27 protein-coding genes and 1 riboswitch are annotated in these 25894 nt (G+C 52.1%); of the genes, 12 read left to right on the top strand and 15 right to left on the bottom strand.

Features of this window, described 5'->3' with window-relative positions; translation table 11 throughout:
* Positions 1-33: 33 nt before the first annotated feature.
* The 3 genes from M1D61_RS01135 to M1D61_RS01125 form a co-directional block, all read right to left on the bottom strand.
* Positions 34-615, bottom strand: coding sequence for a GNAT family N-acetyltransferase (locus M1D61_RS01135; protein ID WP_458120804.1), 582 nt, complete (start codon positions 613-615; stop codon positions 34-36).
* Between the two features lie 27 nt (positions 616-642).
* A complete protein-coding gene (locus M1D61_RS01130) occupies positions 643-966 on the bottom strand; it encodes a hypothetical protein (protein WP_458120803.1) in 324 nt (107 codons plus the stop codon).
* Positions 967-1091: 125 nt separating this feature from the next.
* A complete protein-coding gene (locus M1D61_RS01125) occupies positions 1092-1772 on the bottom strand; it encodes an oxidoreductase (protein ID WP_458120802.1) in 681 nt (226 codons plus the stop codon).
* A 174-nt stretch (positions 1773-1946) separates the two neighbouring features.
* Here M1D61_RS01125 and M1D61_RS01120 point away from each other — a divergent pair, with 174 nt between their 5' ends.
* Positions 1947-2111, top strand: coding sequence for a hypothetical protein (locus M1D61_RS01120; protein ID WP_458120801.1), 165 nt, complete (start codon positions 1947-1949; stop codon positions 2109-2111).
* A 115-nt stretch (positions 2112-2226) separates the two neighbouring features.
* The gene (locus M1D61_RS01115; protein ID WP_458120800.1) at positions 2227-2880 is read left to right on the top strand and encodes a universal stress protein; all 654 of its coding nucleotides are present in this window, start codon (positions 2227-2229) and stop codon (positions 2878-2880) included.
* On the opposite strand, the gene M1D61_RS01110 is transcribed toward M1D61_RS01115, so the two are convergent.
* The gene (locus M1D61_RS01110) at positions 2875-3066 is read right to left on the bottom strand and encodes a hypothetical protein (protein ID WP_458120799.1); all 192 of its coding nucleotides are present in this window, start codon (positions 3064-3066) and stop codon (positions 2875-2877) included. The two genes, M1D61_RS01115 and M1D61_RS01110, sit on opposite strands and share 6 nt — an antisense overlap.
* Positions 3067-3101: 35 nt before the next feature.
* On the opposite strand from M1D61_RS01110, the gene M1D61_RS01105 reads away from it, so the two are divergent.
* Together M1D61_RS01105 and M1D61_RS01100 are read left to right on the top strand one after the other, a co-directional pair.
* Positions 3102-3992 (top strand): DMT family transporter, encoded by an 891-nt coding sequence (locus M1D61_RS01105; RefSeq protein WP_458120798.1) that lies wholly within the window; start codon positions 3102-3104, stop codon positions 3990-3992.
* Between the two features lie 33 nt (positions 3993-4025).
* Entirely contained in the window at positions 4026-4475 is a 450-nt protein-coding gene (locus M1D61_RS01100; protein WP_458120797.1) for a hypothetical protein, read from the top strand.
* Between the two features lie 108 nt (positions 4476-4583).
* Here M1D61_RS01100 and M1D61_RS01095 read toward each other — a convergent pair whose 3' ends face one another.
* Positions 4584-4988 (bottom strand): hypothetical protein, encoded by a 405-nt coding sequence (locus tag M1D61_RS01095; RefSeq protein ID WP_458120796.1) that lies wholly within the window; start codon positions 4986-4988, stop codon positions 4584-4586.
* A gap of 64 nt (positions 4989-5052) precedes the next feature.
* The gene (locus M1D61_RS01090; RefSeq protein ID WP_458120795.1) at positions 5053-6798 is read right to left on the bottom strand and encodes a DUF4153 domain-containing protein; all 1746 of its coding nucleotides are present in this window, start codon (positions 6796-6798) and stop codon (positions 5053-5055) included.
* A 345-nt stretch (positions 6799-7143) separates the two neighbouring features.
* Between M1D61_RS01090 and M1D61_RS01085 the strand changes: the two genes are divergently transcribed.
* A complete protein-coding gene (locus tag M1D61_RS01085) occupies positions 7144-8862 on the top strand; it encodes an ABC transporter substrate-binding protein (RefSeq protein ID WP_458120794.1) in 1719 nt (572 codons plus the stop codon).
* A 239-nt stretch (positions 8863-9101) separates the two neighbouring features.
* On the top strand, positions 9102-9434 hold the full coding sequence (locus M1D61_RS01080; RefSeq protein WP_458120793.1) for a KGG domain-containing protein: 333 nt from the start codon (positions 9102-9104) through the stop codon (positions 9432-9434).
* A gap of 88 nt (positions 9435-9522) precedes the next feature.
* Here M1D61_RS01080 and M1D61_RS01075 read toward each other — a convergent pair whose 3' ends face one another.
* From M1D61_RS01075 to M1D61_RS01050, 6 genes are all read right to left on the bottom strand, one after another.
* Positions 9523-9984, bottom strand: coding sequence for a hypothetical protein (locus M1D61_RS01075; protein ID WP_458120792.1), 462 nt, complete (start codon positions 9982-9984; stop codon positions 9523-9525).
* Positions 9984-10985 (bottom strand): asparaginase, encoded by a 1002-nt coding sequence (locus M1D61_RS01070; RefSeq protein WP_458120791.1) that lies wholly within the window; start codon positions 10983-10985, stop codon positions 9984-9986. The genes M1D61_RS01075 and M1D61_RS01070 overlap by 1 nt, the downstream gene beginning before the upstream one ends.
* Before the next feature lie 320 nt (positions 10986-11305).
* On the bottom strand, positions 11306-11941 hold the full coding sequence (locus M1D61_RS01065) for a DinB family protein (protein WP_458120790.1): 636 nt from the start codon (positions 11939-11941) through the stop codon (positions 11306-11308).
* A gap of 117 nt (positions 11942-12058) precedes the next feature.
* Positions 12059-13000: a helix-turn-helix transcriptional regulator gene (locus M1D61_RS01060; protein ID WP_458120789.1), complete on the bottom strand. Its 942-nt coding sequence runs from the start codon at positions 12998-13000 to the stop codon at positions 12059-12061.
* 213 nt (positions 13001-13213) lie between these two features.
* Complete coding sequence (locus M1D61_RS01055) at positions 13214-14560, bottom strand: nucleobase:cation symporter-2 family protein (RefSeq protein WP_458120788.1); 1347 nt, start codon at positions 14558-14560, stop codon at positions 13214-13216.
* Entirely contained in the window at positions 14560-15258 is a 699-nt protein-coding gene (locus M1D61_RS01050; protein ID WP_458120787.1) for a xanthine phosphoribosyltransferase, read from the bottom strand. Before M1D61_RS01050 ends, M1D61_RS01055 begins: the two co-directional genes overlap by 1 nt.
* Positions 15259-15451: 193 nt before the next feature.
* Positions 15452-15555: riboswitch (purine riboswitch) on the bottom strand.
* Positions 15556-16282: 727 nt separating this feature from the next.
* Here M1D61_RS01050 and M1D61_RS01045 point away from each other — a divergent pair.
* Positions 16283-17839, top strand: a complete 1557-nt coding sequence (locus tag M1D61_RS01045) for an ABC-F family ATP-binding cassette domain-containing protein (RefSeq protein ID WP_458120786.1) — start codon at positions 16283-16285, stop codon at positions 17837-17839.
* A gap of 193 nt (positions 17840-18032) precedes the next feature.
* On the opposite strand, the gene M1D61_RS01040 is transcribed toward M1D61_RS01045, so the two are convergent.
* The 3 genes from M1D61_RS01040 to M1D61_RS01030 form a co-directional block, all read right to left on the bottom strand.
* Positions 18033-18968 (bottom strand): dihydroorotate dehydrogenase, encoded by a 936-nt coding sequence (locus M1D61_RS01040; protein WP_458120785.1) that lies wholly within the window; start codon positions 18966-18968, stop codon positions 18033-18035.
* Positions 18949-19725, bottom strand: coding sequence for a dihydroorotate dehydrogenase electron transfer subunit (locus M1D61_RS01035; protein ID WP_458120784.1), 777 nt, complete (start codon positions 19723-19725; stop codon positions 18949-18951). The genes M1D61_RS01040 and M1D61_RS01035 overlap by 20 nt, the downstream gene beginning before the upstream one ends.
* Before the next feature lie 83 nt (positions 19726-19808).
* Positions 19809-20828: a YdcF family protein gene (locus tag M1D61_RS01030; RefSeq protein WP_458120783.1), complete on the bottom strand. Its 1020-nt coding sequence runs from the start codon at positions 20826-20828 to the stop codon at positions 19809-19811.
* Positions 20829-21004: 176 nt separating this feature from the next.
* On the opposite strand from M1D61_RS01030, the gene M1D61_RS01025 reads away from it, so the two are divergent.
* From M1D61_RS01025 to M1D61_RS01005, 5 genes are all read left to right on the top strand, one after another.
* The gene (locus tag M1D61_RS01025) at positions 21005-21175 is read left to right on the top strand and encodes a hypothetical protein (protein WP_458120782.1); all 171 of its coding nucleotides are present in this window, start codon (positions 21005-21007) and stop codon (positions 21173-21175) included.
* A 127-nt stretch (positions 21176-21302) separates the two neighbouring features.
* Complete coding sequence (locus M1D61_RS01020; protein WP_458120781.1) at positions 21303-22010, top strand: response regulator transcription factor; 708 nt, start codon at positions 21303-21305, stop codon at positions 22008-22010.
* Positions 22007-22999, top strand: coding sequence for a sensor histidine kinase (locus M1D61_RS01015; RefSeq protein WP_458120780.1), 993 nt, complete (start codon positions 22007-22009; stop codon positions 22997-22999). The genes M1D61_RS01020 and M1D61_RS01015 overlap by 4 nt, the downstream gene beginning before the upstream one ends.
* 193 nt (positions 23000-23192) lie before the next feature.
* Positions 23193-23957 (top strand): ABC transporter ATP-binding protein, encoded by a 765-nt coding sequence (locus tag M1D61_RS01010; RefSeq protein ID WP_458120779.1) that lies wholly within the window; start codon positions 23193-23195, stop codon positions 23955-23957.
* Complete coding sequence (locus M1D61_RS01005) at positions 23932-25809, top strand: FtsX-like permease family protein (protein WP_458120778.1); 1878 nt, start codon at positions 23932-23934, stop codon at positions 25807-25809. Before M1D61_RS01010 ends, M1D61_RS01005 begins: the two co-directional genes overlap by 26 nt.
* The last annotated feature ends 85 nt before the right edge of the window (positions 25810-25894 follow it).

Genomic DNA, 25894 nt, shown 5'->3' with positions numbered 1-25894 from the left:
GTCCATGAAAAAGAAATAGGAGCGTGAAAAGTGTCATAATTTGCAATTATTAAAGCGAAATGACAACAATTGTTCATTTTCCGGACTCTGAATCAGCTGGCTGCTGTATTCATTGCCGGTATAGTCCGTCAGCACCCGCTGCCAGAAGCGGCGGGCATGTCCATTTCGCTCCGTCGGGTTGGTATGCAGACCCCAGGAACCTCGGAACTGCGCGAATATTTGCCGGGCAGCCTGCTGGGCCAGCCCCTGTCCACGGAATGGACGCATAATGAAAAATTCATGCATAAAATAGTCAATATTCTCATCGGAAGGAATATACGGAGGGGTTGCCACCAGGGCGAATCCGGCTGGAACTTCGCCGACACGGATCAGATATGGAAACAGAATACCCGGATGCTGCCACCAGATCCGGAATACTTCACTCTGCTGGGCAAGGGTATGGTAGCTGTCTTCTTCTTCGAAAATGCCATGCCGGTTCGGCTGGCGATCCCAGATCTCCGACAGGTCATACAGGTAGAGCGGATACAGATTCAATATCATATGGGACTCTTCCGCCGGGCACAGGGAAATATACAGCGGCTGGACCACAGGCGGGATATTGCCGGGCTGGTTCATGATGATCCACCTCAATCAGCACTTCATCTATTTTTGGAGAAAGCCTGCGGCAAACTGAAGCGCAGTCATCGATTCTTTGACAAATGCACGGTTCTCCGGCTCCCATTCATTCTGATCATCCATAAAGGAATCCTCGATAAATTCTTCCAGGGCAGCAGCGACCTTTTTGCGCTCGGCCGGAGCTGTCGGTCCCTTGCCGCGCAGCGCCTGAATCGCTGTGCGCATCTGACGGCAGGATGTCTGAATAAATGGATAGTCATCCTTGTCCCAGGCTTTGGCATTATCCATATCGTAAAAAGAAATCCAGCGTTCGATCATTGACGCCGCTTGTTTGGCATCCAGTTGAGGCATGTGATTGTACTCCTTCTATAGTTAAAATTCGCATCCGTTTGAGAACACGGACCTGCTTTTACATTATACTTGCTTCTGTCGATATTACCATGCCGATCCGTTCTGCAGCATGATGAATTGCTCCCTTAATGGGTTGCGGGACGTGCAGCAATTTGCAGCTGGTTGGACAGATAGACGACAGTTCCTTGGGGCTTGCGGCAGGCAATCCGGTACATGCCTTCGGCAACAATATCCGCAGAGATCGCCTTGTATTTGTTCATTGGACCGATAAACAGCGGCGATAGTACCCGCGCCAGTATCGCGCCGGTACGCTCACCGAGCCGGAACTCCTTGCGCTTGCCCAGCAGCAGGGATGGGCGGACAATGGACAACGACTCATATCCGATCTGTGCCAGCTGCTGCTCCAGCTCGCCCTTGATCCGGGAGTAAAAGACCGGGGAACGCGCATCGGCGCCGATCGCACTGACGACGAGGAACTGTGCTGCTCCTTCTTCATGGGCAATACGGGCCAGCTCCAGCGGATAGGTCACGTCAACCCGGTACATGTTCTCCTGCGTCCTGGCCTTGCGGATGGTCGTACCCAGACAGCAGTATATATCATCTGCCTGCAAGTCCTGACGCTGCTCCTCCAACTTCTCATAATCAATAATGACCTGACGGAGCTTTGCATGCTGCTTCCATTGTTCCACCGGCCGGCGCACCAGCACAATGATTTCCCCGTACTCGGGAGCCTGGAGCAGCAACCCGGTCAACGCCTGACCCACCAATCCGGTCGCGCCTGCAATCAATGCCGTTTTCTGTTCCACTTCAATCATCTCCGCCTCTATGGGATAGGCCAGCTTCTAATACAGCGGCCCAGCAGTTCATTACCCATTTCGGGACCTGCAAAAGCGGCTACCCCACTGGAGCAGCTATTTTCCCTTCAATACAAATGTATAAATATACGTTCACAGTAAAAAAGTGGCACTGCCGCCATTCGTATGGATAATATGATTCGCCCCCAGACCTTTGTAAATCATTCGACGGCAGACGGATCGGGCTGGGCAGAATATGAATTCTCCGATGGTCAGCGGCGGCTGAATCTGGTACGCTGGGCTTCTGTATTCCGGCAGCTCCAGAGCTGCCTGTTCATCGACATCCTCTGACCGAACGGCAATTTCTCGGCGATTATGCGGAAGCCTATTATTCTTTCTGAACGAAGCTGGTTAAGAGTCCTTATGGATACAAACAACCCATTATCAAAAAAAGGAGACCTGAGCGATGAATGATGAGAGAATTATGGTCGGAGTCTATTATGGCCCCAACGGCGAACGGCTGATCAGGCGGGGCATCCGTCTGGCAGAACTTCTTCACTCTCCTCTGTACGTCATTACGGTGCTGAATGAACCGGTCAGCGAACTGGACATGCAGCAGGAGAAGTATTTGAATTCCTGGAAAAAGCTGACCGAGGAAGCTGGCGGTACCTTTATCATCAAAGTGGATGAGGAAGGCGAACCGTCAGACATTATTGCAGACGCAGCACGCCAGCAGCAGATTACCCAGCTCATTATTGGTCAGTCCGCACAATCGCGCTGGCAGGAAATCACCCGCGGCTCCATTATAAATGATCTGCTGGAGAAGCTGGGGGCGGTCGATATCCATATCGTAGCAGTGCAGCGGATGAAAGCACGACTCGAAGAGACTCATGAAGACGGGGTTGAGGTTGATGTGATTCGCACTCCTTCCGGCTATCAGATTCGCTACGAGACGAGCCAGCCTATCGTAACTCAGGGAATTTTTTTCAAAGACCAGCATACGGACTTTGACAACGGGCTGCTGAAGCTGCGAATGAATGGCGAGTATAAGTACCTGAAAGTATTTAAGGGCCGGGTAATCGATCTGCTCGAAGGAGAGATTCAGCATACAGGCTCATAACGGGATCATTACGGCTGAAGAAAGGGCACTGCCAGCAAAGCGCAGCGCCCTTTTTGGGCTTGCCCGGGTGACCTCCTCCATATTGAACTCCTGTGCAAAAAGGCGTATGATCAGAACTGCTGCTCTGGCAGCATTCATGAGCGATCCGGCAGGCAGTGCAGCCGGGTGCGGATGTGACTGCCGCAATATCGCTCGATCCAGAAACAGAAGGGAAGAACAAGATGAACACCCTGACACCACTCAAACGGGCAGGGCTGATCGCTGCACTGGTATTTCTGTGGGGCATCTCCTGGTCCATTTATAAATTGGCGCTCGATTATACCCCGCCCCTGCTATTCGCCGGCCTGCGTACACTGGGAGGCGGCGTCCTGCTGATGCTGATCCTGCTGCCGCGCAGACGACTGATCCGCTGGCAGGACAACTGGAAAGCCTACACCATCTCCGCGATCCTGAACGTGGTTCTCTTTTATGGACTGCAGACGCTCGGTCTGCTCTATATGCCATCCGGCCTGTTCTCCGTACTCGTCTATTTGCAGCCGGTACTGGTCGGGCTGTTTGCCTGGATGTGGCTGGGCGAATCCATGTCCCCACTGAAGATTATCGGGCTGGTGCTTGGCTTTGCCGGGGTCATCTCTGTCAGTGCAGGCGGATTCTCCGGCCATGTCGCCGTGATCGGCGTTGTACTGGCTCTTGTCACCGCACTCAGCTGGGCACTCGGTACCGTCTATATCAAAAAGGCCAACCAGAAAGTCGACGCCCTGTGGATGGTGGCCTTTCAATGTACACTCGGTGGGCTGGTGCTGACCATTTCCGGCTCGGTGACCGAGAGCTGGGCAGATATTACATGGAATGCGCCTTATCTGATCGGGCTGATTTTTGGCATTATTTTCGGAATTGCCCTGTCATGGATTATTTACTTCACACTTGTCGGGGCCGGAGATGCGAGCAAAGTCGCCTCCTATACATTCCTCGTGCCGCTGCTGTCCGTATTCATCGGTACCCTGCTGCTGCATGAGCCCTTCACCTGGTTCCTGCTGCTCGGTCTGGTACTGATCGGGATCAGCATCTATCTGGTCAACCGCAAGCCGAGAATAGTGAATGTACGATCCTGAGTAGAACACCAATACAGCATAAGGAGGCTGCCTATGAGAGCACGTCGATATTATGTACTGGTATGTATCCTTATCCTGGTAGGTGCAGGGATATGGATTTTCAACATGAATCCGGACAAAACGTCACTGGACGCGGTTATTTGGCAGAAGTTTAATACGGGTCAGGTACGTTCCATTAGCATTGTGAATGATCAGGGCAAAGGAAAACAGGTAAACCTTACTGATCCGGATGACATCCAGATGTTCATACAAAAGACGTCCGGCATGGAGATCCGCAAAACATCCGATGCCAACTTGCCGTTTGACGATTCATATACGATTATTGTGAAAGACGATCAGGCAAGAAGATTCGGAATGATTCTGTATAATAATCGGTACATCGATATTTATGATTATGATCAGCATGGCAAAAAGAATGCTTCCCAGCTGTACAACATCTCAAATGATTGGGATGCGAACTTTATTCGAGATCTATTGAAATAAATGATCTTATCTACGAAGTCTATACGTTTAAAAACCCGTACTATACAACCAACAAAAGAAGCCGTGATGCGAAGTCACGGCTTCTTTGCTGTCTATTTTCGTTGAACCTTAATAAGGCTGCATATGCCGGTACGGCTGCCAGCCATGCATCTCATCGCCGTGGTATCCGATCTGCTCCTGCAGATACCGATACGGACGAAGCGGCACACGCGGACTCTCCAGCAGCACCACTTCCCCGAGATCGCCATGATCCCACAGCGTGAATACATCGCCTGCCTGCAGGCCGGATTCCGGCAGCATATGCGCGGGTATCCGTACCTGTCCATACGTATTCCATGAATCAGGGATGCAGCTGACGATACGAATCTCCAGCCCCTCCCTGTCCATGTCTGTAGTCCGGTCGGTCTGCTGCGGGCAGCCTTCCTGCGGATCATTGAGATGCTTCAGCCATTCTCCCACCGGCAGATGAGCCGGGTCACTGTTCCAGCGAATCATTGCCTGTAACGTAAACATGCGTTTATTCCCCTTTCCTGTACTGGTTATGATGTCATCGAAATGTTGTCATCGAATGATTCAGTTAGTGCTGACTGTCCTGGCGCAGTGCCCGGATGGCCAGATAGTCGCTCAGATTGATCGACTGCCAGTCGGTATTTTCATCAAACAGATATGCCCAGTGCTCATGCAGCGCACCTGCAAGGCCATACACTTCATGCTCACGGCTGAACTTGAGCAGAGCCGGCACCGCCTCGGCGGACAATCCAGTCAGATAATCCATATCCAGCTCGCCGGACTGCTCGTAACGTTCCATATTGCGAACCGCAATCTGGCGGTCCATTCCTGCATAGTTCACCAGCACATAAGCGGCCAGCGCCAGAATAATATAACAGCGTGCCAGCGGCAGACGACGGAAATGAATCCGCAGCCCTGCCACGATCAGCAGCACACCGAGGAACAGCATAAATGCATGAACGAGAAAGCGAACGGTCGTATATCCATACGCCTGCTCATATAATAAAAGACGGGTAAATGCCGAATATAACATCACACCGGAGCATAACACGAGCACATACAACAGCCCGTTATTCAAGCGCTGCAGCCCTTTGCCTGCCGGTCCTGCATACAGCAGTCCGCACAGCATGATCACAAAGTTGAGTGCTGTTACCATGACCAGCTCCATAAATCCGCTGCGGGCATACTCCGCATAGGTACTGCCATCCGGCAGATTGCCCTGCGGCGCTCCGAACAGATAGGAGAACTGCAGGAAAACGAACAATACATAGACGATATTGATCAGCACGAGTACCGTGCCGAGAATAACCGGATCGATCCGTACCGGATGATGCGGCTGCACCTGCGCGGGAACCTGCTGGGCTGGGTGCGGGCGGGATGGCGTGTCCGCGGCTGCCGGGGATGCGGGAAATGCCGAAGCTGTCTGCCCTTGCATCTGAATGGGTGCAGTAGCCTGTCCATTCTCGCTGCCGGGCAGCTGTGGCTCGGTATTCAACGCTTCCCCAGTTACAGCATTCGGACCCGGCTGGTGATTCGCTGCTGCCTGCGCATTGGATGGAGGCTGTACGCCGGGCACCGCCCCTGTTCCCGGCGGTGGTGTCTGCCAGACCGGCGGTGCATAGATGAGCGGTTTGACGAATCCCCACAGATAACCGAACAGGATCAAACCCATGATGATCACCCAGACGAGCCGGAATGTACCTTCTCCCGGCGACAGGTTCAGAATCCAGCGCGGCATCGTGCCAAGCAGCTCATTAAACATGCGGTCCGCCGATGTTAGCAGCGCAATAATGATGAACAGCAGCGGCAGAGCAGCCAGTACACCGAGCATGATTTTACGGAATGTCGCCCGCTGCCCTTCCTGCATGCGCCGGGAAGCCTTGTTCTTGAGCATTGCAAACGGGGTGACAAAATGACGAAATGTCTGCGGAAACAGATGATCCAGTGCATCAATGATCAGCTCTGGGCGATTCCAATCCAGCCGTCTGCGGCTCAGCATATACGCCAGATGAAGCGAAATCAGACAGGGAATAAACAATGCATTCAATACACGAAAAAACTCATTTGCAAACAATCCGTACGTGCAGGACAGCAGTATAATCACGACCATCACCAGTCTGCTGAACCATGACCCCTGCCGGAGCCGGTCGCCTGCATAAGTATACATATAGAGGTAAAACAAAATCACGAATACCGGATATGAAATACCAAAACTGTGCCCGTAAAATAAATATTGATGAACGACCGCCAGAATAAAGGCGCTGATCAGGGCAACCCACCCCCGCTGGGGTACTACAATTAACTTATCGTACAAAGCTCTCTCCTCCGGTCAAAATTTAATTTTCATAATAAGCTGTTGGTATAGGTTAAATACGAAGTGCAGCAGACTTCAGGTAAATCACCCATCGGTACAGCCTGCTGCCGGGCAGGTTCAATGTGGTTATTTTTATTGTAGATGATAAAATAAGAAAATAAATAGAAGAAATAAACTGGAAAATTTCCTATTTTACATGTGCAGGATTTTTAACTAGCTATTATGCGGAGCAGACTAACTTTCTGCATTTCAAGCATATCGATAACCATGTATTTTTTAGCATAAATATACATTTACAATTGATGGATACTGATGGATACCAATGCCATTACAGGAGGTTATGCAATGAAGTTACACCGACAATTTCTGCTGCTGCATTCCCAGTATGGCAGTCAGGCCGAGCTGGATGTGACGCTGGATGAGCTTGCTGCCGTACTGGAATGTACACACCGCAATGCCCTTAACATTATCAACCGTATGAGTGAACAGGGATGGATCACCTGGCAGTCCCAGCGCGGACGGGGACGTCGTTCCCTGCTGGCCTTTACCGCTTCGCCCGAACAAATCGCCATGGAATCGATGATGCATACGATCCAGCGCAGGGATATCCGGGACAGCATTGAGCAGATCCGGCTGCATGCACGCTCATCGGTACTGGATGAACAGCTCCAGGACTGGCTGCTCAGTTACTTTGGCCCTCATTCGGAGATCCAGCGTGACCGGCAGATTGACCAGCTGCGGCTGCCGATTCGCCAGCGTATTCATACGGTGGACCCGCTGTATATGAATCTGCTGGCCGAATCCTTTGTCTCCAGTCATATTTTCGATGGACTCGTTCGCAAATCCGGCGATAGCGGCAAGATCGTACCGCATCTGGCTCATGCCTGGGAGACGGATGCACAGCGGACCGGCTGGACCTTTTACCTGCGCAAGGATGTGCTGTTTCATCATGGGCAGATCCTGACCGCCCAAGATGTGGTTTATACATTTGAACGGCTGATCCGTACGTCGCGGCGGGCCTTGTACCGGTTTGTGTTCAAACAGATCCAGTCCGTCCGTGCGCTGAATTCGACGACCGTGCATATTCAGCTTCAGGAACCGAGCGAGCTGTTTTTGCCCTTTCTGTGCACCAGCCGGGCCGCAATCGTGCCAAGGGGACTGAACCGGCGCAGCGAGCAGGAATTCGGGCTCAAGCCGAGCGGTACCGGTCCTTTTCGAATGGTCGAACAGAGCGCGGAACGCTGCGTGCTGGAAGTATTCAAGCCTTATTTCCGGGGACGGCCCCATCTGGACCGGGTGGAGATTATTCATATTCCCTGGTCGGTCAGCGGCGAACGGGCAGAGCCTCTAGATCCGGTCTCCCCTTTTCACCTGATTCCTAATCCTTCGGTGCCGGATGACCATTCCTGGAGTCAGCTGCCGTCGCCGGTATCGGTGCGCAAGTTCATTACGTTCAATACGCAAAAGGAAGGACCGCTGCGTGATCCCGCTGTTCGTGCTCATATCTGTGCCTGCCTGCAGGGAGAGCAGGAGTCCTCTCCAGCTCCTGCATCCGGCATAGAGCAGACAGGGGCATCGCTGCAAATTTTAACGATTCCGCAGTACCGCCGGGATGCTCGCCAGATCGCACAGACGCTGCGGCAGCATGGATATGCCTGTGAAGTACTGTCCACACCGATTGAGCAATTCCAGGGTCCTGTGCGAATGGAGTCCGATCTGATCGTCTTCTCTCTGACTCGTGATCAGGATGAGCAGCTGCGGCTGTATGATCTGTATCTGACCCTGTCCCAGCACGTCGATACCCATACCCGTGTTGATATCGAGCACGCATTGGACGAGATTCGGCGGCAGGCCGATCCCCAGCTGCGGGATACCCTTTTCCAGCGGATCGGAGACCGGCTGGCTGCAGAGCACCAGCTGTATGTACTGTATGAAAAGCCGGTTCAGACCGCCTATCTGCCAACGGTGCGCGGCATTACCTTTAACAGCCAGGGCTGGGTCGATCTGAGGCATATCTGGTTCCCTGCCCGGCTGCCCGAACATGAATCTACAGCCGGGCAATGATCAAAAAAATTCGAAAAAAGTTAACCTCGAAATTGCTGGCTGACTGAAATGCCACAAGCCCAATGCTGACAAGGCTTGTGGCATTTTAGAATTCTTTTTCTCAAGCAGGACAGCAATTTAGCACTTTAGAAATTTTGCTTTTTGGGGTGTTTATTCTATTTTGAGCCGGGTAATACAATATCGTGGCGCTGATCATACAGCGTACTACCAACTAGAAAATTCAGAGGAGTGAATAGAACATGGCAAACAACAACAGCAATAACAACAACGACAAAATGAGCAGAGAAGAAGCAGGTCGTCTGGGTGGGGAAGCCACTTCTAAAAATCACGACAAAGAATTTTATCAAGAGATTGGTCAAAAAGGCGGCGAATCCACCGCAGATTCTCATGGTAAAGAATTCTACCAGGAAATCGGTCAAAAAGGCGGACAAGCCACTTCCGATTCCCATGACAAAGAGTTCTATCAGGAAATCGGCAGCGAAGGCGGCAAAGCACGCAGCGACTCCGACGGTATGAGCCGCGAAGAAGCAGGCCGCAAGGGCGGACAAGCACGCTCCAAAAACAACGACTAAGCACGATTGAATTTCCCGCGGAGTATGCGGGTCAAAAGCTGCTAACAACGAATATGAACGCCTAAAAAGGCAAAAAAGAGCAGTCCGATTAGGGACTGCTCTTTTTTCCATGCCCTGAAAAAACAAAATGATAAAATATGCCGATTAACAGTCTGGCAAATGGCACTGTAACCGGAAGCAATACAAAAGCGTAAATCGTGCCCCATGTGAGCGTACCCTCAACATTAATGGTCTCACTCTCGCCCCGCGCAATGTATTCACCAAAGATTGCGCCGATCGTTCCGCTGTACAAAGTCACTGCAAAGGCAACAATCAGACTAAGCAGCCACAGCTTTTTATTGGAGACTTCATTTCTGTTGTGAAAATAGCCTCCCAACAGCATAAATACCACCGCAAACGGGATGATAACAGAGAAATATAACCAGCTCTCTCCCCATAATGAGGTGATGCCACCTGCTGTAATTTGACCGACCAGCATAAACAAAAAAGCGGTAATCACAGCCAGCAGCATGCCAAAAATCAAACCTTTGAACACAAAGGTACTTTTCATTATATGACCGGCATCGTAATCTCATCCACATAATTGGTTGCCATCATACGGGCGACTTCGGCCGGACTTTTCGCCTGTCCAAGCACCCACATCATTTTGGTCGTCAGCGCTTCGGTCGTCATGTCATAGCACGGGATAACGCCTTTCTCCAGTGCACGCTGTCCGACCTCATAGATCGTCAAATCGCCGCCTTCGTACAGACACTGGGTGGTCACGACGATGCTGATCCCAGCCTGTACCAGCTCTTCGATCTTGTCGATCAGATTAATCTCTTTGAAAGGAACCCCGCCAAGACCAAATCCTTCAACGATGATGCCCTTGTAGCCCAGATTACGAACGGCATCGAAAATATCCGGGCGCATCCCTGGAATCAGCTTGAGCAGGAACACATCGGGCGAATACTGATCATTATACACATGTCCTTCTGGATAGACAGACGGCGCAATCTCGTTGTAGACGATGTGATCCTCATCCAGATAACCGATGTACGGATGATTGATGCTCTCGAACGCATCATAGCTTTTGGTTTTCACTTTGGATGCCCGGGCACCGTTGATGATTTTGCCGTTGAATACAACAAATACGCCAGCCAGCTCGCTGGAGGCTGTCCGGAAAGCGTCCTTGATATTTTTGCGGGAATCGCTGTATTCCGCCAGTACCGATACCTGGGAACCGGTAATCACGACCGGCTTGTCGAGCGCTCCCAGCATAAAGCTGAGCGCAGAGGCCGTGTAGGCCATCGTATCCGTACCATGGGCGATAACGATGCCATCGTATTTGGGCAGCTGCTCATGTACCGTGCGTGCGATGGTCACCCATTCTTCCGGCTGGATATTCGTACTGTCCACGCTCATCAGCGTCATTGCTTCGATATTACAGATCTCCCTGACCTCGGGTACCGCTGAGATGATATCCGCTGCCGATTGTGTCGGGGTCAGCCCCTGTCCTTCTGCTGAAGAGGAGATCGTGCCTCCGGTATTGATAAACAAAATATGCTGCATGAATCCTTTTCCCTCCGCCCGTTAATTCCTGTAATTGGATATCTCCGTTGCCGGCTCCGGCACTCGCTGTCTCCGGAACATTCCATGCTGCATGGTTCGGCGGGTATCCCTGATAAGTACTAAATTTAACACTTTTACATAGTCGTGTACATGAACGTTAATATATTGATTATAAAGGAAATAGCCGGACCGTACTATGTAGGATTATGGAGTGGCCACAGAATCACTGCGCATGCAGAAGGCCCTGTATCCTATGCAGAATACTGCAGGATACAGGGCCTTTCGCAGGAGGGTATGCTGGTACAGTTTGCTCTCCGCTTTTACTTTACAGTCATATTCAGAAACTCATCCAGACGGCGCTTCTGGTGCAGGTGATGACGATAATGCATCTCAATCAGCACCATCCACTCGGCTGCATTGAGATCGCCAAAACTCGGGTGCCGCTCTGTATAGCGGGCCGGAACCGCTGCTGCCTGCGGTGCTAGCTCGCGGGCGCGAATGCGTACCTGTTCCAGACCGTTCAGCAGCTGTTCCCGGCTCTCCGGCTGTGCTGGCTCCGGAACGCCCGGCACCTTGACCCGCACGGGAGGGAAACTTCCATTTTCAAAAATATTCTCTCCCATCTCTGTCTTTCCCTCTGCAGCTGACTGTGCGGACGGATTCTCAGGTTGGGCATTGTGCTGCTGCAGATCATGCTCATACTGCATGATGCATTTATCGATATTCCCCATCTGCATGTACAGTGCAGCAGCGATCAGGTGCTGGTACATCTGTCCGAGCGACCACTCTTGTGCGCTCGGCTGCCGGGTGAGCTGTTCCAGTGTATAGCGGTGCAGCTCCTGCCCGTATTGATCCAGCTGCTGCTCCAGACGCTGCAGGGTTATTTGCATATGTGCGGCTTTGTCGGTATGGAGATTGGTGTCCATGCTCGTGTGTTTATCCATTTTGCTGTTCATAATTGCTCCTCCAGGTAAGTTGATAGTAGTCCCGCTTGCGGCGGCTGCTCATGCAGATATCCGCAGCAGAATCAATAACTGTACCCAGTATAGCCAACCGCTGCTGACAGCATAGTGTCAGTAGCTTTCCAGCATATTTTGCAATTCCTCACGTATTCGTATTCGCAGCTCGTCCGGCTCCAGCACTACAGCTCCCCGGCCCCAACCCAGAATGGTATGAATAATCTCTTCCAGCCGGCGCACCCGCAGTACTGCGATAATACGGCCGCCCTCTTCTTCCAGACGTTCCAGATAAAAGCTGCCATCCTCCCGCAGCCGCGCTGCAATCTGCTCACTGATCTTTACTTTTACCAGTGTATTCCGGTCATCTTCCGGTCGGTAGCAGCCGAGCTGGAAATGCTCCGGCCATACAAATTCCTCATCGGTCACCATCAATTCCGACATACGTGACAGCCGGAAGTGCCGGATCTGCTGCCTCTTCATACAGTAGGCGACCAGCATCCAGCGGTTGCCGGTCAGCACCACTCCATACGGACAGACGGTACGTATATTATCTCCCTGCCCCGATGTATCCGACGGCTTGATGTAACGAAATGTGATCCTGTGCCTCGCCGCGACCGCTTCACAGATCTGCTGCAAATGGGTCGTTTCGTCCATTTTGTCCACGTTGCGGCCTGCAATGAGCAGAACCGATTCACGTACCGCAGCTGACTGAATATGAATGGATTCCGGTAAAATGGACTGGATTTTACGGCGAGCAGATGCAGCGTCATATTGATATTTGGGACTCAGATATTTCCCGACAAAGTCGGTTCCGAGCCACATCGCCACCGCTTCGTCCGCTGTCAGACTGACCGGCGGTAAAAAGTATCCTTCCATCAGCGAATACCCCTGACCCGGCGAACCCAGCAGCGGCACTCCCGATTCACTGAGTGCCTGCATATCCCTGTAGATCGTACGCACACTCGTCTCAAATATATCCGCCAGATCCTGTGCACGCAGACTGCGGTGACGCTGCAGCTCCAGCACAATCGCCATCAGCCGTTCGGTTTTGTTCATTCCATCTCCCCGTTTCCACACGATTCGTTCTCTTCAATATAACAAAAAAGACCCTGCAGCATACACAGGGTCTTGCATCAGAGTATTTATGCCAATTGGTCAGGCATCCGGAGCATTTTCATCCACTTGTCCCACAGGTGTGAATCGCTGGTGTGGCACCAGAAAATACATAGGGTTGCCCGGATACCCAGACCGATCCGCCAGAGCCGCTTATTACAGACCCGTGGAAGCTTTAGCGCTGGCGCCAGCGTCTACGCCCAATCCGGCGACGGGTTCTTCATTGTCTTCTTCCGCATCCACGGTACGCTTGTCCGAGAGAATCAGGTTCAGAATCACTGCTGCGACCGAGCCGGTCACGATACCGTTTTGCAGCAGCGGCTGCAGGAAGTTGGGCATCTTGGCGAAAATATCCGGCAGAACGGCCGAGCCTACGCCGATCGCAATACTGCAGGCAACGATCATCAGGTTACGATCATTGCGCAGATTAATCTCACCCAGGATAGACATACCCGAAGCCGCCACCGAACCGAACATGACGACCATCGCGCCGCCCAGTACCGCACTCGGAATGACTGTAGTCAGTGCCGCCAGCTTGGGCAGCAGACCGAGCACGACCATAATCCCGCCTGCAGCAAAGATGACATTGCGCGTCTTGACCTTGGTCAGCGAGATCAGACCGACATTTTGCGAGAAAGCGGTATACGGGAATGCGTTGAAAACGCCGCCCAGCACGATCGCCAGACCTTCCGAACGCAGTCCGTTGACGATCTGCTTTTGCTCTACTTTTCGCTCGGTGGCTTTGCCGACCGCGATGTAGACGCCGGTCGATTCCACCATGCTGACAATGTTCACGATAATCATTGTCGCAATCGCAATCCAGCTGAACTGCGGTGTGCCAAAGTAAAATGGCTGTGCCACCCGGAACCATGACGCATCCGCCACCGAGGTAAAATTCACCATGCCCATTGCATAGGCCAGCACCGTACCAACGACCAGACCAACCAGTACGGAGATCGAGCGCAGGAATCCTGTCGCCAGACGGCTTACGATCAGGATCACCAGCAGGGTAACACCCGCCAGCAGCAAATTATGCGGTGCACCAAAGTCCGGACTGCCCTGTCCACCCGCAACATTGTTCATCGCTACCGGAATGAGCGACAGACCGATAATGGTCACGACCGAACCGGTTACGATTTTCGGGAAGAAGCGCAGCAACTTGCCGTATAATGGGGCTGCCAGCACGACGAATATGCCGGAAATAATAATCGCTCCATAGGCGGTCGGCAGATTGGTCGTCGAAGCAATCGCGATAATCGGCCCGACCGCTGTAAACGTACAACCCAGTACAACCGGCAGCCCGCTGCCGAAATACCGTGTGCCCAGTACCTGCAGCAGCGTAGCCAGACCGCAGGTGAACATATCCGCTGCGATCAGATAGGCCATCTGTTCCGGCGACAGATTCAGCGCGTTCCCGATAATGAGCGGTACGGCAATCGCACCGGCATACATTGCCATCACATGCTGGAGTCCCAGCGTAAATACTTTGCGTTTACTCAGCATCAGATCCCCGCCCCGATTCTGTTAGGTTCTGCAGTCGTCTGTTCGGACGGCTGGTTAGCTTCATTTACATGATCCGCAGCATGAGCGGTCTGTGCAGATAACTCTGTTTTCCCGGACAGCGGCTGTTCAGGAATGAATTCCACCTGTCCAGGTGACATGGACAGGATGCGTGCCAGCGATTGTACCGGAATCCGGCGCTGTTCCAGCAGTCCGCGTCCTTCCTGGAAAGTCTTCTCGATCACACAGCCTACACCGACCAGCGTGGCACCGGACTCTTCCACAATATCGGCCAGTCCAACCAGCGCCGCTCCTGTAGCGAGAAAATCATCCACGATCAGTACCCGGTCTTCCGGCTTGAGATAGTCTTTGACGATGCTCACCTGGTATGTCTCGCCGCGGGTAAAGGAATGCACCGATGCCGCATATACCTGATCTCCCTGGGTCACGGCCTTTTTCTTTTTCGCGTAGACAAAAGGTACATTCAGCGCAATCCCTGTCGCCATCGCGAACTGGATACCGCTCGCTTCAATCGTCAGCACCTTGGTAATATGTTCATGGGCGAATGATCGGGCCAACTCCCGGCCGATCTCCACCGCCAGCATCGTATCCACCTGATGATTCAGAAAAGCGTCCACCTTGAGCACTTTGTCCGACAGAATCTGTCCTTCCGCCCGTATCCGTTCCTCCAGCAATTTCATATTGTTTCTCCCCTTTGGTTATCTGTTTGTCTGAATGTCTGTTAAGCGTATGGACTCCAATCTTCATGTATAAAACAAAAAAGGCAGGCCACCCGAGTTGGTACACTCAAGTGAAGCCTGCCTGTATGCATGTTCATATACAGAATGCGCAAAAAGCCGCATCCTGATCCCTTTTGCCGTTCAGCAAAGAAGGATCAGCACGTTCTTCACTCATAGTCGGACAATTACAGTGGTTGTCCGGTAGAAACTCCTGGGCCCTATTCCCAATATTATATGAGTGGTCGCAGTGAAGAAGTGTATCCGCAGCAAACCCTCCATAACAGAGTGATTGCGCCGCCTTCTGCACTGCCTGTATCAAATTATATATGTATACTACACGCATTCATGTTATGTTTCAAGGATATTTTTCATGCTTTCAGTAAGTTTCATAAGTCATTGTTTCCATAAAAGGTAATCGTCTTGTTTGGCTGGAAAAGCCTGTATATTTTTATTCTTTAGTTGTGAATAGTCAAAATTCTGATAAATCCGGCATGAACATCGCGATGGATTCAGCGATGTCTGAAAAAAATTGACAATCCTTTACTTGCTTCCTATAATTTACAGCATAACTGCATGATCATAAATGGTCGCAGTTATTGCACAGCATAGACTGTACAGAAATTCAAAATCATCCAAACGAGGTGGAAGGGAATGAAAATCGTATCGACTGTTCTTCAAAGAGTATTGGCCTAGAAACGGGAGAAGTCTGCCCATTTTTGGAAAGCCAACTGAAGAACAGATGATATGGATTCGAATCCTTTCTTACTCTCCGTATAGATCAACGGGTAAGGTGTGTATTCGCTTTGCCCGTTTTTTTGTGCAGATGCATTGCCCGTTTACTACCATTGCCCACTTTATTTTACAGGAATTACTGGAATACAAAGGGTTATGCGGTAAGCGGCGGCTGACTTTGTCCTCACCTGTCTCTGTTCTTCCAGATGGCTTTCTGATTCATTTTAGAAATCCATAAGGAGTGAACGTAGTTATGAGTCTATTGGAAGTGAATGAACTTACCCATATGTATGCAGATCAACTGACGTTTCAAAATCTGAGCTTCCGGCTGCTGGCCGGAGAACATGCCGGTCTTGTTGGTGCGAACGGAGCGGGCAAGTCCACCCTATTTCGGCTGCTCACCGGAGAACTGCTGCCGGATCGTGGCAGTGTCGAATGGACAGGCCAGGTTCAGGTGGGCTTTCTGGAGCAGCATATTGTGCTGGAGCCAGGAACCACTATATTCCACTATCTGCAGACCGCCTTTCGGTATCTGTATGATATCGAACAGGAGATGGAACAGCTCACCGGGCAGATGGCTGAAGCTGCCGGAGAAGATTCACAACTGGAGTATATTTTGAAGCGGTATGGTCAGCTGCAGGAAATGCTGGATCACGGGGACTTTTACCGGATTCAAGCCCGGATTGAGGATATCTCTGCCGGTCTTGGGCTGCGAGAAATCGGACTGGACCGGGATGTAAGTACGCTGAGCGGCGGCCAGAAGACCAAACTGCTGCTGGCCAAGCTCCTGCTGGAGCAGCCGGACGTACTGCTGCTGGATGAGCCGACCAACTATCTTGATGAGGTGCATATTCGGTGGCTGAGCCGGTATCTGCAGGAGTACATCGGCGCCTATATGGTCATTTCCCATGATGAGCATTTTCTAAATGAAATTACAGATGTGATCTTCCATCTGGATCACGGCACCATTCGCCGCTATGCAGGGAACTACCAATATTTTCTACAAGAATCCGAGCGGCTGCAGATACAGCTGCAGGCGGCGTATGCCCGGCAGTCCCGCGAGATCGAGAAGTTGGAAGCTTTTATTGATAAAAACCGTATCCGCAAAGCCAGACAGGCCAAAAGTCGGGAGAAAATGCTGAGTCGGATCGAACGGATCGACCCGCCGGCAGACAGTCTGCCTCCGCGCTTTCGGTTTCATACCAGCGGCAATCCGGGAGCTGTCGTTGCAGAAGCCCGGGAACTGCAGATCGGCTATAAGCATCCGCTGCTGAAGCCGCTGGATCTGATGCTTCGCCGTGGGGACAAAATTGCGATCACCGGGGAAAATGGTACCGGCAAATCGACTCTGCTGCGCACACTGCTTGGACAGATTAAGCCGCTGAACGGACAGCGGCTGCTGGGATACCAGGTAGTGCCGGTCTATTTTGAACAGGAATTGCATCCGTCTGCAGAGACACCACTGTCCCGGTTATGCGCCTATCGGTTGGACCTGACCGAGAAGCAGATCCGCCGGGTGCTCGCCCAGTGCGGTCTGAATGCGGAACAGATTCGTCAGCCCTTGCGCCAGCTCAGCGGCGGCGAACAGGCCAAAGCGCGTCTGGCAGAGCTGATGCTGACATCCGGCAATCTGCTTGTACTGGATGAGCCGACCAATCATCTGGACGTGCGGGCCAAACAATCGCTCCAGCAGGCACTGATGCAGTATGATGGCACAATCCTGCTCGTCTCGCATGAGCCGGAATTTTACCTGGATTGGGTGACAGATACCTGGGATGTGGCCGGATGGCGGCTGAACGAAGTAAAGTGAGGCAGAGCAGCAGCTATCTGATGGCTGCCTCGTCCCATCACGCCAGCCCGGTTATCTGCCAGTTTGTTTAATGCTTGGGTTGCGCAACAACTTACAGAATCACATATAGTCCGCATATTATGATACACCCCAAAACCGCTCTATTTAGCAGAGTGGTTTTGGGGTGTTTTTTAATATTTTCAGTTTTATCCGATTATCCAATAATCCCGCGAATCTCTGCCAGCGACTCCACTCCCTGCTGCTCCATCCACAGCTGCAATCCTGCCACCAATTCGCTCCCCGCGTGCAGGTTGACGAAATTATATGTGCCCACTTGTACCGCCTCTGCGCCGGCCATAATGAACTCAATCATATCCTCCACACTGCTGATTCCGCCCATGCCGATGACCGGGATGGACACGGCTGAGGCGACCTGATGCACCATCCGCAGGGCGATCGGCTTGATCGCTGGACCGGACAAGCCTGCATACAGGTTGCCAAAAGCACTGTGCCGCCGGTAAATATCAATCTTCATCGCTGAAAATGTATTGACCAGCGACACTGCATCCGCGCCCTCCTCCTCACACATCAAGGCCATCTCCACTATATCCTGTGCACCCGGTGACAGTTTGACCAGCAGGGGCAGCTCCGTTACGCTTCGGACCTGCCGCACGATGCTGCGCGCGGTCTCCGTATGAATGCCGAACTGAATGCCGCCTTCGCGGACATTGGGACAGGAGATATTCAGCTCCAGCATATCGATTCCGCGGCTGCCCTGCTGCCGCAGTCGATGTGTATGCTCGGTCAACAGACGTGCGCCTTCGATATATTCCTCGGCATTGGAGCCGCCCAGATTGGCGATCACTGCCGTATCTAGTGTAGTCATATAGCCCAGTTCATGATCCAGAAATCCCTGCACTCCCGGATTCTCCAGACCGACACTGTTCATCATGCCGGAGGCGGTCTCCTGCACACGGCAGCCAGGATTGCCCGGACGGGGATGTAAAGTCAGTCCCTTGCAGGATATCCCGCCGAGAATGCCAGTATCCACATAGGATGCATATTCGCGGCCAAATCCATACGTGCCGGACGCCATGATGACCGGATTGCGCAGTTCCACGCCGCCGATATTACACTGTAGTGAGGTCATCCCAGTTCACCTCCTCTGCTGCGAATACCGGCCCTTCCACACAGGTTCTGCGATTGCCACCATTCGTCTGCACCGTACAGGTCAGACAGGCTCCAATGCCGCAGGCCATATGCTTTTCGGTGGAAATATACAGCCGGATATCTCCCCGGCTGCCGCCAGTCTGCTCCATGGAATGCCTATTCGCCGCTGCTGTACATTCCGCCAGCGCTCTCAGCATTCCGGCCGGCCCACACGCCAGAATGGTATCGTACCGAGATGGATCGAGCAGCTCCAGCACGCTCTGCTGCCTGCTGTTCATCACCTGCACCTGCTCTGCTGAATCCACAGCCTGACGGAAAGCGTTCACCGCGAACATTTCCCCGGAGAAGCCCAGGTAGATATCCGCCGCCGTATAATGCCTGGCCGTCAGCAGGAGCGGCGCGCAGCCCATCCCGCCGCCGACCAGAGCGACCCGACCACAGTCCTTCAGCAAAGGGAATCCATTGCCAAAAGGCCCTTCCAGCAGCACCTGCTGCCCTGCCGCCAGACGAGACAGAATTGCCGTCCCCCGTCCATGCACCCTGTACAAAAAGGCGATGTAGTCATCGCCTCTGTCATGGATGCTGAGCGGGCGTGACAGTAGAGGATAGCTGTCTCCCCGGTATCCGTCATCTCTGCGCAGCATATAAAATTGTCCCATCCCACCTGCATGCTGCCCGGCTACTCTCATTACAAAAACATCCGCAGCCACCTGTTCATTGGAAATAATATAAGCCATACATCCGCCTCCTTTGCGCCGCTATATATCATACCAGCGGCTCGCGGATACGGTTGTAACTCTTCTCACAATATCAGACCGATTCAGACAATCATCAATACCAGCACGGCCATCAGCGCCAGAATCAATCCGGCTGCAATAATCCGCAGATGAATGCGGCGATGCATCACGATAATGGCGATATACTCACGGATAAAGGCATTGGGCAAATAATACAGCGCTGTACGCGAACCGATACCATCGCCCTGAATACCTGCCTTGCGCGCGTAGATACCGGCGCGGAACAGGTGAAAATTATTCGTAACAAAAATGCAGGAGTACGGCTTGCCTGCCATCAGCTCATCCATCTTCTGCTTGGATAGACGCATATTTTGCAGCGTATTGGCCGATTCATTTTCAATAATGATATGCTTGGCCGGGATGCCCTTCTCCAGTAGATATTGACCCATCGCTTCGCCCTCGGCAGTCTGTTCATCGCTGCCCTGTCCACCGGAGACGACGATCCGCGGCGGCTCTCCATCCTGATAGCGGAGATAGATGGCGATTCCCTGATCCAGACGGCTCGCCAGCAGCGGCGGCACTTTGTTGCGGATCAATCCGCTGCCCAGTACGATGATAAAGTCCGGCCGATAACGCGGTCGATGAAAATTATACAGCAGGGAAGACACCAGATAGCAGATAAGCAGAAATCCAAAATAAGCGAGACAAAGCTGCACCACGATGACCAGCGGAGCCAGTACGCTGTTGTACGGAGCCAGCAGAATCAGAAGCGGCAGTACCAGAATTCCGAACCCGGTCAGCATGGACAGCAGGTTGGGCAGCTTCCACCCTTCTTTGCGCAGCAAAATCCGTCCATTGTAGACCAGCGCCACACCTATGCCAAGCACGACAACCGGTGCCAGCAGCAGCATAATCAGCACGAGCAGGACAGCAATATACGGTATATTGCCCTGCAGATGGTTCATTGTATAGACGATCAGACCAAACAGCAGCAGAATAATACCGATGGTCAAAAATACACCGTTCTGCAGACGCCTGCGGTCTTTTGTGTAGCTGATCACAAACACGGCCATACATAATGCAACCACACCCAGTATGTACATCAATTTCTCTCCTCTTTTCCAGTTATGAACATGATACCACGACTCCACTCTATTCTTACCCTTATTTTAAACTTACAAAAGTGTAAGAAAAGCGTAAGGAAAGATTAAGACAATTCGATATTATCCGAATATTTGCTGTGTTAGGATAAAAGTATTATTCATCCAAGGAGGAATCAATGATGGGAAAATGGCTGTTCAAGACGATAATGGCTGTCCTGTTTATCGGTATCATCGTATATATCGGCCTGCATCATAAATGGCCCGAGCTGGATCAGATCGTACTGCTGGCCAAGCAATATTCGCATCAGCTTATCGATACCCTGCCGGTCTCCGGCGGAGTTTCCTAATTCCAATAATCCGGCTGCAAGCATGAGCCGGATACTTTGCAGTGAACATAGTATAATAACGATAACATCCCACCGAATCTGCGGATACGTGTGGGATCATGCCGTTTATTCCAAGGAGTCCATAACTATGCAGAAAATCATGATCGTTGAAGATGATCCCAAAATTGCCGGTCTGCTGCAAAATCATATTACCCGGTACGGTTACGACGTGATCCTGACCCGAGATTTCAGCAAAGTACTGGAAGAGTTCCTCGAGGTACAGCCGGATCTGGTGCTGCTGGATGTGAACCTGCCCAGCTTTGACGGGTACTATTGGTGCCGCCAGATTCGCAATCATTCCATCTGTCCCGTGCTGTTCATCTCGGCACGCTCCGGGGAAATGGACCAGATTATGGCATTGGAAAATGGTGCGGACGACTATATCACCAAGCCGTTTGACTATGGCATCATGATGGCCAAAATCCGCAGCCAGCTGCGCCGCGCGTATGGTGAATATGCCGCACGGACGGAAGAGAGCCTGGTGGAAGTATCCGGTCTACGGCTCTACCCCGAGCGGCTGGAACTGATGTATGACGACCGCAGCATCCCGCTGACTCGCAAGGAATGCGATATTATCGGCAGCCTGATGGAGCGTCACCCGCGTGTGGCGAGCCGGGAAGCGCTGCTGGAGAAGCTGTGGGATGATCAGAACTTTGTCGATGAGAATACGCTGAATGTCAATATTACCCGTGTACGCAAGAAATTTCAGGAGTTGGGACTGGAGGATGCGGTGGAGACAGTACGCGGCATCGGTTACCGTCTGTATGCTTCCTGGACAGAGGAGGAAGGTCGTTGAGACTGTTTCTGCGGGAACATGCGCTGCTAATCGTGCTGCATGTGATTCAGTTTTTTGCAGTGCTGGGCATTTACTGGCTGGACGGATATCACCGTCTGGCACCGGCACTGTATTCTGTTTTTCTCGGGCTGTTCCTGCTGGGCAGCTATCTGACCTATCACTATCTTACCCGGCGCCGCTATTTTGAATTGCTCAGTCATCCGCCTGCGACCATGGAGGAATCGGTACAGCAGCTGGATCAGACACCGGTCGGGGAAGCGCTGGAAGAACTGCTGCGTCTGCAGTACCGTTCGTATTATGAGCAGCTGGCCGCCGTACAGCGTGAGCAAAAGCAGCATCTAACCTTTATGGATCAATGGGTGCATCAGATGAAGACTCCTTTGTCCGTTATCGAGCTTACCGTGCAGCAGGTGGATGAACCGGAATATGCCAGCATCCGTGAAGAGACCGAACGCATGCGCTCCGGTCTGAATACCATTCTCTATATGGCCCGGCTGCGTACCTTCCAGCAGGATTTCCATCCCAAATCCGTTTCGCTGTCACAGATCATGCATGAGGTCATCCATGAGCACAAGCGGTCTTTTATCCGCAATAATGTCTATCCCGACGTACAGGATCAAGATGGCGTACTGATGGTGGAATCGGATGAGAAATGGCTGTTCTTTATGCTGTCCCAGCTGGTAATGAACGCGGTCAAATATTCTTCGGGCAGCGGAAGAAAGATCCATATTCATTCCTTTATCCGTGACCGTCAGGCAGTACTGGAAGTGCGGGACTATGGAGTCGGTATCCCGGCTTCGGATCTCAAGCGGGTATTCGATCCTTTCTTTACCGGCGAGAACGGCCGGCATTTCCGTGAATCGACCGGGATGGGACTGTATCTGACAAAAGAGGCTGCCGAGCATCTGGACCATACGCTGGAACTGGAATCCGCTCTGGGCGAGGGAACGACCGTCCGTATTGTTTTCCAGTCCTGGCAGCAGGCCTGATCCCTTCTACTGTTCACCCGGTTTCTTTTCAGGCTTTACAGGTTGATATGCCTCTATGTCCTGGTCGCTCCCTGCACTACCTTACATACATGTAAGCCGGATGAAAGGAAGATCGATAGCAGGCTCCCCGGCCCCGGACTATACTGGGCACATGAGAACAACCATGAAGCCCATGGACCAAGGAGGATCAGACATGCTTAACGTTAACCAGATCAGCAAAACATACGGTGGCAAGATTGCCTACAAGGCGCTGACCGATATCCAGTTTACGATTGAAGACGGGGAATTTGTCGGCATTATGGGACCATCCGGCAGCGGTAAAACGACGCTGCTCAATCTGATTGCTACCATTGATGAACCGACCAGCGGACAGATTCTGATGAATGGAGAGAATATCAACCGGATGAAAAAAAATGAACTGGCCCGCTTTCGACGCCGGGAGCTGGGGTTCATTTTCCAAGACTTCAACCTGCTGCATACGCTGACTGTACAGGAGAACATCGTGTTGCCGCTGACACTCGATGGCAGCAAAGTCAGTGAAATGAAGCAAAAAGCTGCGGCTATCGCAGACAAACTTGGCATCACCTCTATCATGAACAAGCGCACCTACGAGATCTCCGGCGGACAGGCCCAGCGGACAGCGATTGCCCGGGCGATGATCCATTCCCCCAAAATGCTGCTCGCCGATGAGCCAACCGGGAACCTCGATTCCAAGTCAGCCCGTGATGTGATGGAGATGCTCGAAAATATCAACCGGGAACAGCAGACAACCATGATGCTGGTCACCCATGATCCGGTCGCCGCCAGCTACTGCAGCCGGGTTATCTTTATCCGCGATGGTCATCTGTACAGCGAGATTCATCGCGGAGACAACCGACAGGCCTTTTTCCAGAAAATTATTGATACCCTGTCGCTGTTGGGAGGGCATACGAATGACATTTCGTCAATTCGCCTATAATAATGTCGTCCGAAACAAGCGTCTGTATGCCGCCTATTTTCTGAGCAGCATGTTTACGGTCATGGTGTTTTTCACCTTTGCGATTTTCGCTTATCATCCACTGCTCGCTGACGGGCAGATCAACCACAATGTGCAGGGCGGAATGTCTACCGCCAAATGGATGATCTATGCATTTTCCTTTTTCTTTGTGCTGTATTCAATGAGTTCTTTTCTGAAGACACGCAAAAGGGAATTCGGCCTGCTGATGATGCAGGGAATGTCTCCCGGGCAGCTGCGCCAGATGGTATTTCTGGAAAATATCATTATCGGCTTTGCCGCGACACTGGGCGGGATTGTGCTTGGACTTGTATTTGCCAAGGCGATCCTGCTGGCCGGTGAACATATTCTGGTCATTGAGGGCGGATTGAACTTTTATTTCCCGACGCGGGCAATAGGGGTTACCTGCTTTTCCTTTTTCATCCTGTTTCTGCTGATTTCGCTGTTCATCTCTTCCGTACTACGAAGCGGCAAACTGATCGACTTAATCAAAGGCAGCCAGAAAGCCCGCAGCGAACCGAGAGCTTCCATGCTGCTGTCGCTGCTCGTGCTGGTACTGATCGGCACCGGGTATACGCTATCCCTGCTGGCGCGTGGAGGAGATGCTTTTATCCTGCTGCTGCCTGTCAGCATCATTGTCACTATTGGGAGCTATCTGTTGTTCACCCAGCTCAGCGTCTATATCATCCGCCGGCTCAAAAGCAGAGAGTCCTTTTTCTGGAAACGGACCAATATGCTGCTGCTGTCCGATCTGTCCTACCGGATGAAGGATAATGCGCGGACTTTCTTTCTCGTCTGCATTGTCTCTACCATATCCTTCTGTGCCATTGGCTCCCTGTATGGCCTGCAAAGCGTTGTTGTCCGTAATGTAGTGCTCAGCAATCCGTATGTGACCAGCTATCTGGCCAAAGGCAGTGAAGCGGATGTACAACGTCATGCAGAGGTGATTGATCAGACGTTCCGCAAGCATGGCATTCAGGCGGCCCGGATCGATGAGGTATTGACGGAATATAATATGAAGGATGATGCGTTCACCCAGATGATTGTCAGCGAGTCCATGTTCAACCGGTTGGCAGCCCGGGTTGACCAGCCGCCGATTCAGCTGGCGGCGGGAGAGACGGTTGCCGTCACGCCATTTCAATTGCAGCTGGATCGGCTGGATGTGCCTTCCACTACCGCCAGCGGCGTTCATGTACGACCGGATCGGCTGATCCAAACAGGTGTGCTGGCTGTCGAAGGCATACCGTTTGTCGTCCCGGATGAGATGTATGCGCGTCTCGGCAAGCCAGCTGCGCAGCGTTCTCTTCATGTGTGGACAGGTGACCAGGAGCAGCAGGGCGTCCTTGCGGCAGGCAAGGAAATATACACCGAGCTGGACCCATCTACCGAATCGCACCGGATTGCGGTTCCCGCCTATGATGTCAATCAGGAGCTGGGCTCCTATGGAGCGGTTCTGTTTATCGGGCTGTTTATCGGCATTGTCTTTTTCGTCTCGGCCGGCAGCTTCCTGTATTTCCGGCTGTACAGCGATCTGGACGAAGACAAGCAGAAATTCAGATCCATTGCCAAGCTGGGGCTGACCATTCCCGAGCTGAATCGGGTGCTCAATCGGCAGATTGTACTACTGTTCTTTGCCCCGATCATCGTCGCCATGCTGCACGGCGCAGTAGCGCTGACGACGCTTGCAAATATGTTCCAGACTTCCCTGCTCAGAGAGTCGTTGACCGTACTGGGTATCTTTTTCCTGATCCAGCTTGTCTACTTCCTGATCGTGCGTTTCTTCTATATCAAGCAGGTACGGGCAGCGATTCGCTGATCTGTACAACACAGTCCTGCTGATTGATTCAGACTGCCGGATTCTCTGCATCATACAGTTCTTTGCATAATAAAAAGCCCGCAGG

Source organism: Paenibacillus sp. Z6-24 (genome assembly GCF_054161335.1).
The sequence above is the reverse complement of the archived record's forward strand: the minus strand, read 5'-3'. Positions and strand labels throughout refer to the sequence as shown.

Bases quoted from the DNA above. Each gene is read 5' to 3' on its own strand.
- M1D61_RS01135 (WP_458120804.1), bottom strand. From the start codon at position 615: ATGAACCAGCCCGGCAATATCCCGCCTGTGGTCCAGCCGCTGTATATT.
- M1D61_RS01130 (WP_458120803.1), bottom strand. From the start codon at position 966: ATGCCTCAACTGGATGCCAAACAAGCGGCGTCAATGATCGAACGCTGG.
- M1D61_RS01120 (WP_458120801.1), top strand. From the start codon at position 1,947: ATGGATAATATGATTCGCCCCCAGACCTTTGTAAATCATTCGACGGCA.
- M1D61_RS01115 (WP_458120800.1), top strand. From the start codon at position 2,227: ATGAATGATGAGAGAATTATGGTCGGAGTCTATTATGGCCCCAACGGC.
- M1D61_RS01105 (WP_458120798.1), top strand. From the start codon at position 3,102: ATGAACACCCTGACACCACTCAAACGGGCAGGGCTGATCGCTGCACTG.
- M1D61_RS01100 (WP_458120797.1), top strand. From the start codon at position 4,026: ATGAGAGCACGTCGATATTATGTACTGGTATGTATCCTTATCCTGGTA.
- M1D61_RS01095 (WP_458120796.1), bottom strand. From the start codon at position 4,988: ATGTTTACGTTACAGGCAATGATTCGCTGGAACAGTGACCCGGCTCAT.
- M1D61_RS01085 (WP_458120794.1), top strand. From the start codon at position 7,144: ATGAAGTTACACCGACAATTTCTGCTGCTGCATTCCCAGTATGGCAGT.
- M1D61_RS01080 (WP_458120793.1), top strand. From the start codon at position 9,102: ATGGCAAACAACAACAGCAATAACAACAACGACAAAATGAGCAGAGAA.
- M1D61_RS01075 (WP_458120792.1), bottom strand. From the start codon at position 9,984: ATGAAAAGTACCTTTGTGTTCAAAGGTTTGATTTTTGGCATGCTGCTG.
- M1D61_RS01070 (WP_458120791.1), bottom strand. From the start codon at position 10,985: ATGCAGCATATTTTGTTTATCAATACCGGAGGCACGATCTCCTCTTCA.
- M1D61_RS01065 (WP_458120790.1), bottom strand. From the start codon at position 11,941: ATGAACAGCAAAATGGATAAACACACGAGCATGGACACCAATCTCCAT.
- M1D61_RS01060 (WP_458120789.1), bottom strand. From the start codon at position 13,000: ATGAACAAAACCGAACGGCTGATGGCGATTGTGCTGGAGCTGCAGCGT.
- M1D61_RS01055 (WP_458120788.1), bottom strand. From the start codon at position 14,560: ATGCTGAGTAAACGCAAAGTATTTACGCTGGGACTCCAGCATGTGATG.
- M1D61_RS01050 (WP_458120787.1), bottom strand. From the start codon at position 15,258: ATGAAATTGCTGGAGGAACGGATACGGGCGGAAGGACAGATTCTGTCG.
- M1D61_RS01045 (WP_458120786.1), top strand. From the start codon at position 16,283: ATGAGTCTATTGGAAGTGAATGAACTTACCCATATGTATGCAGATCAA.
- M1D61_RS01040 (WP_458120785.1), bottom strand. From the start codon at position 18,968: ATGACCTCACTACAGTGTAATATCGGCGGCGTGGAACTGCGCAATCCG.
- M1D61_RS01035 (WP_458120784.1), bottom strand. From the start codon at position 19,725: ATGGCTTATATTATTTCCAATGAACAGGTGGCTGCGGATGTTTTTGTA.
- M1D61_RS01030 (WP_458120783.1), bottom strand. From the start codon at position 20,828: ATGTACATACTGGGTGTGGTTGCATTATGTATGGCCGTGTTTGTGATC.
- M1D61_RS01025 (WP_458120782.1), top strand. From the start codon at position 21,005: ATGATGGGAAAATGGCTGTTCAAGACGATAATGGCTGTCCTGTTTATC.
- M1D61_RS01020 (WP_458120781.1), top strand. From the start codon at position 21,303: ATGCAGAAAATCATGATCGTTGAAGATGATCCCAAAATTGCCGGTCTG.
- M1D61_RS01010 (WP_458120779.1), top strand. From the start codon at position 23,193: ATGCTTAACGTTAACCAGATCAGCAAAACATACGGTGGCAAGATTGCC.
- M1D61_RS01005 (WP_458120778.1), top strand. From the start codon at position 23,932: ATGACATTTCGTCAATTCGCCTATAATAATGTCGTCCGAAACAAGCGT.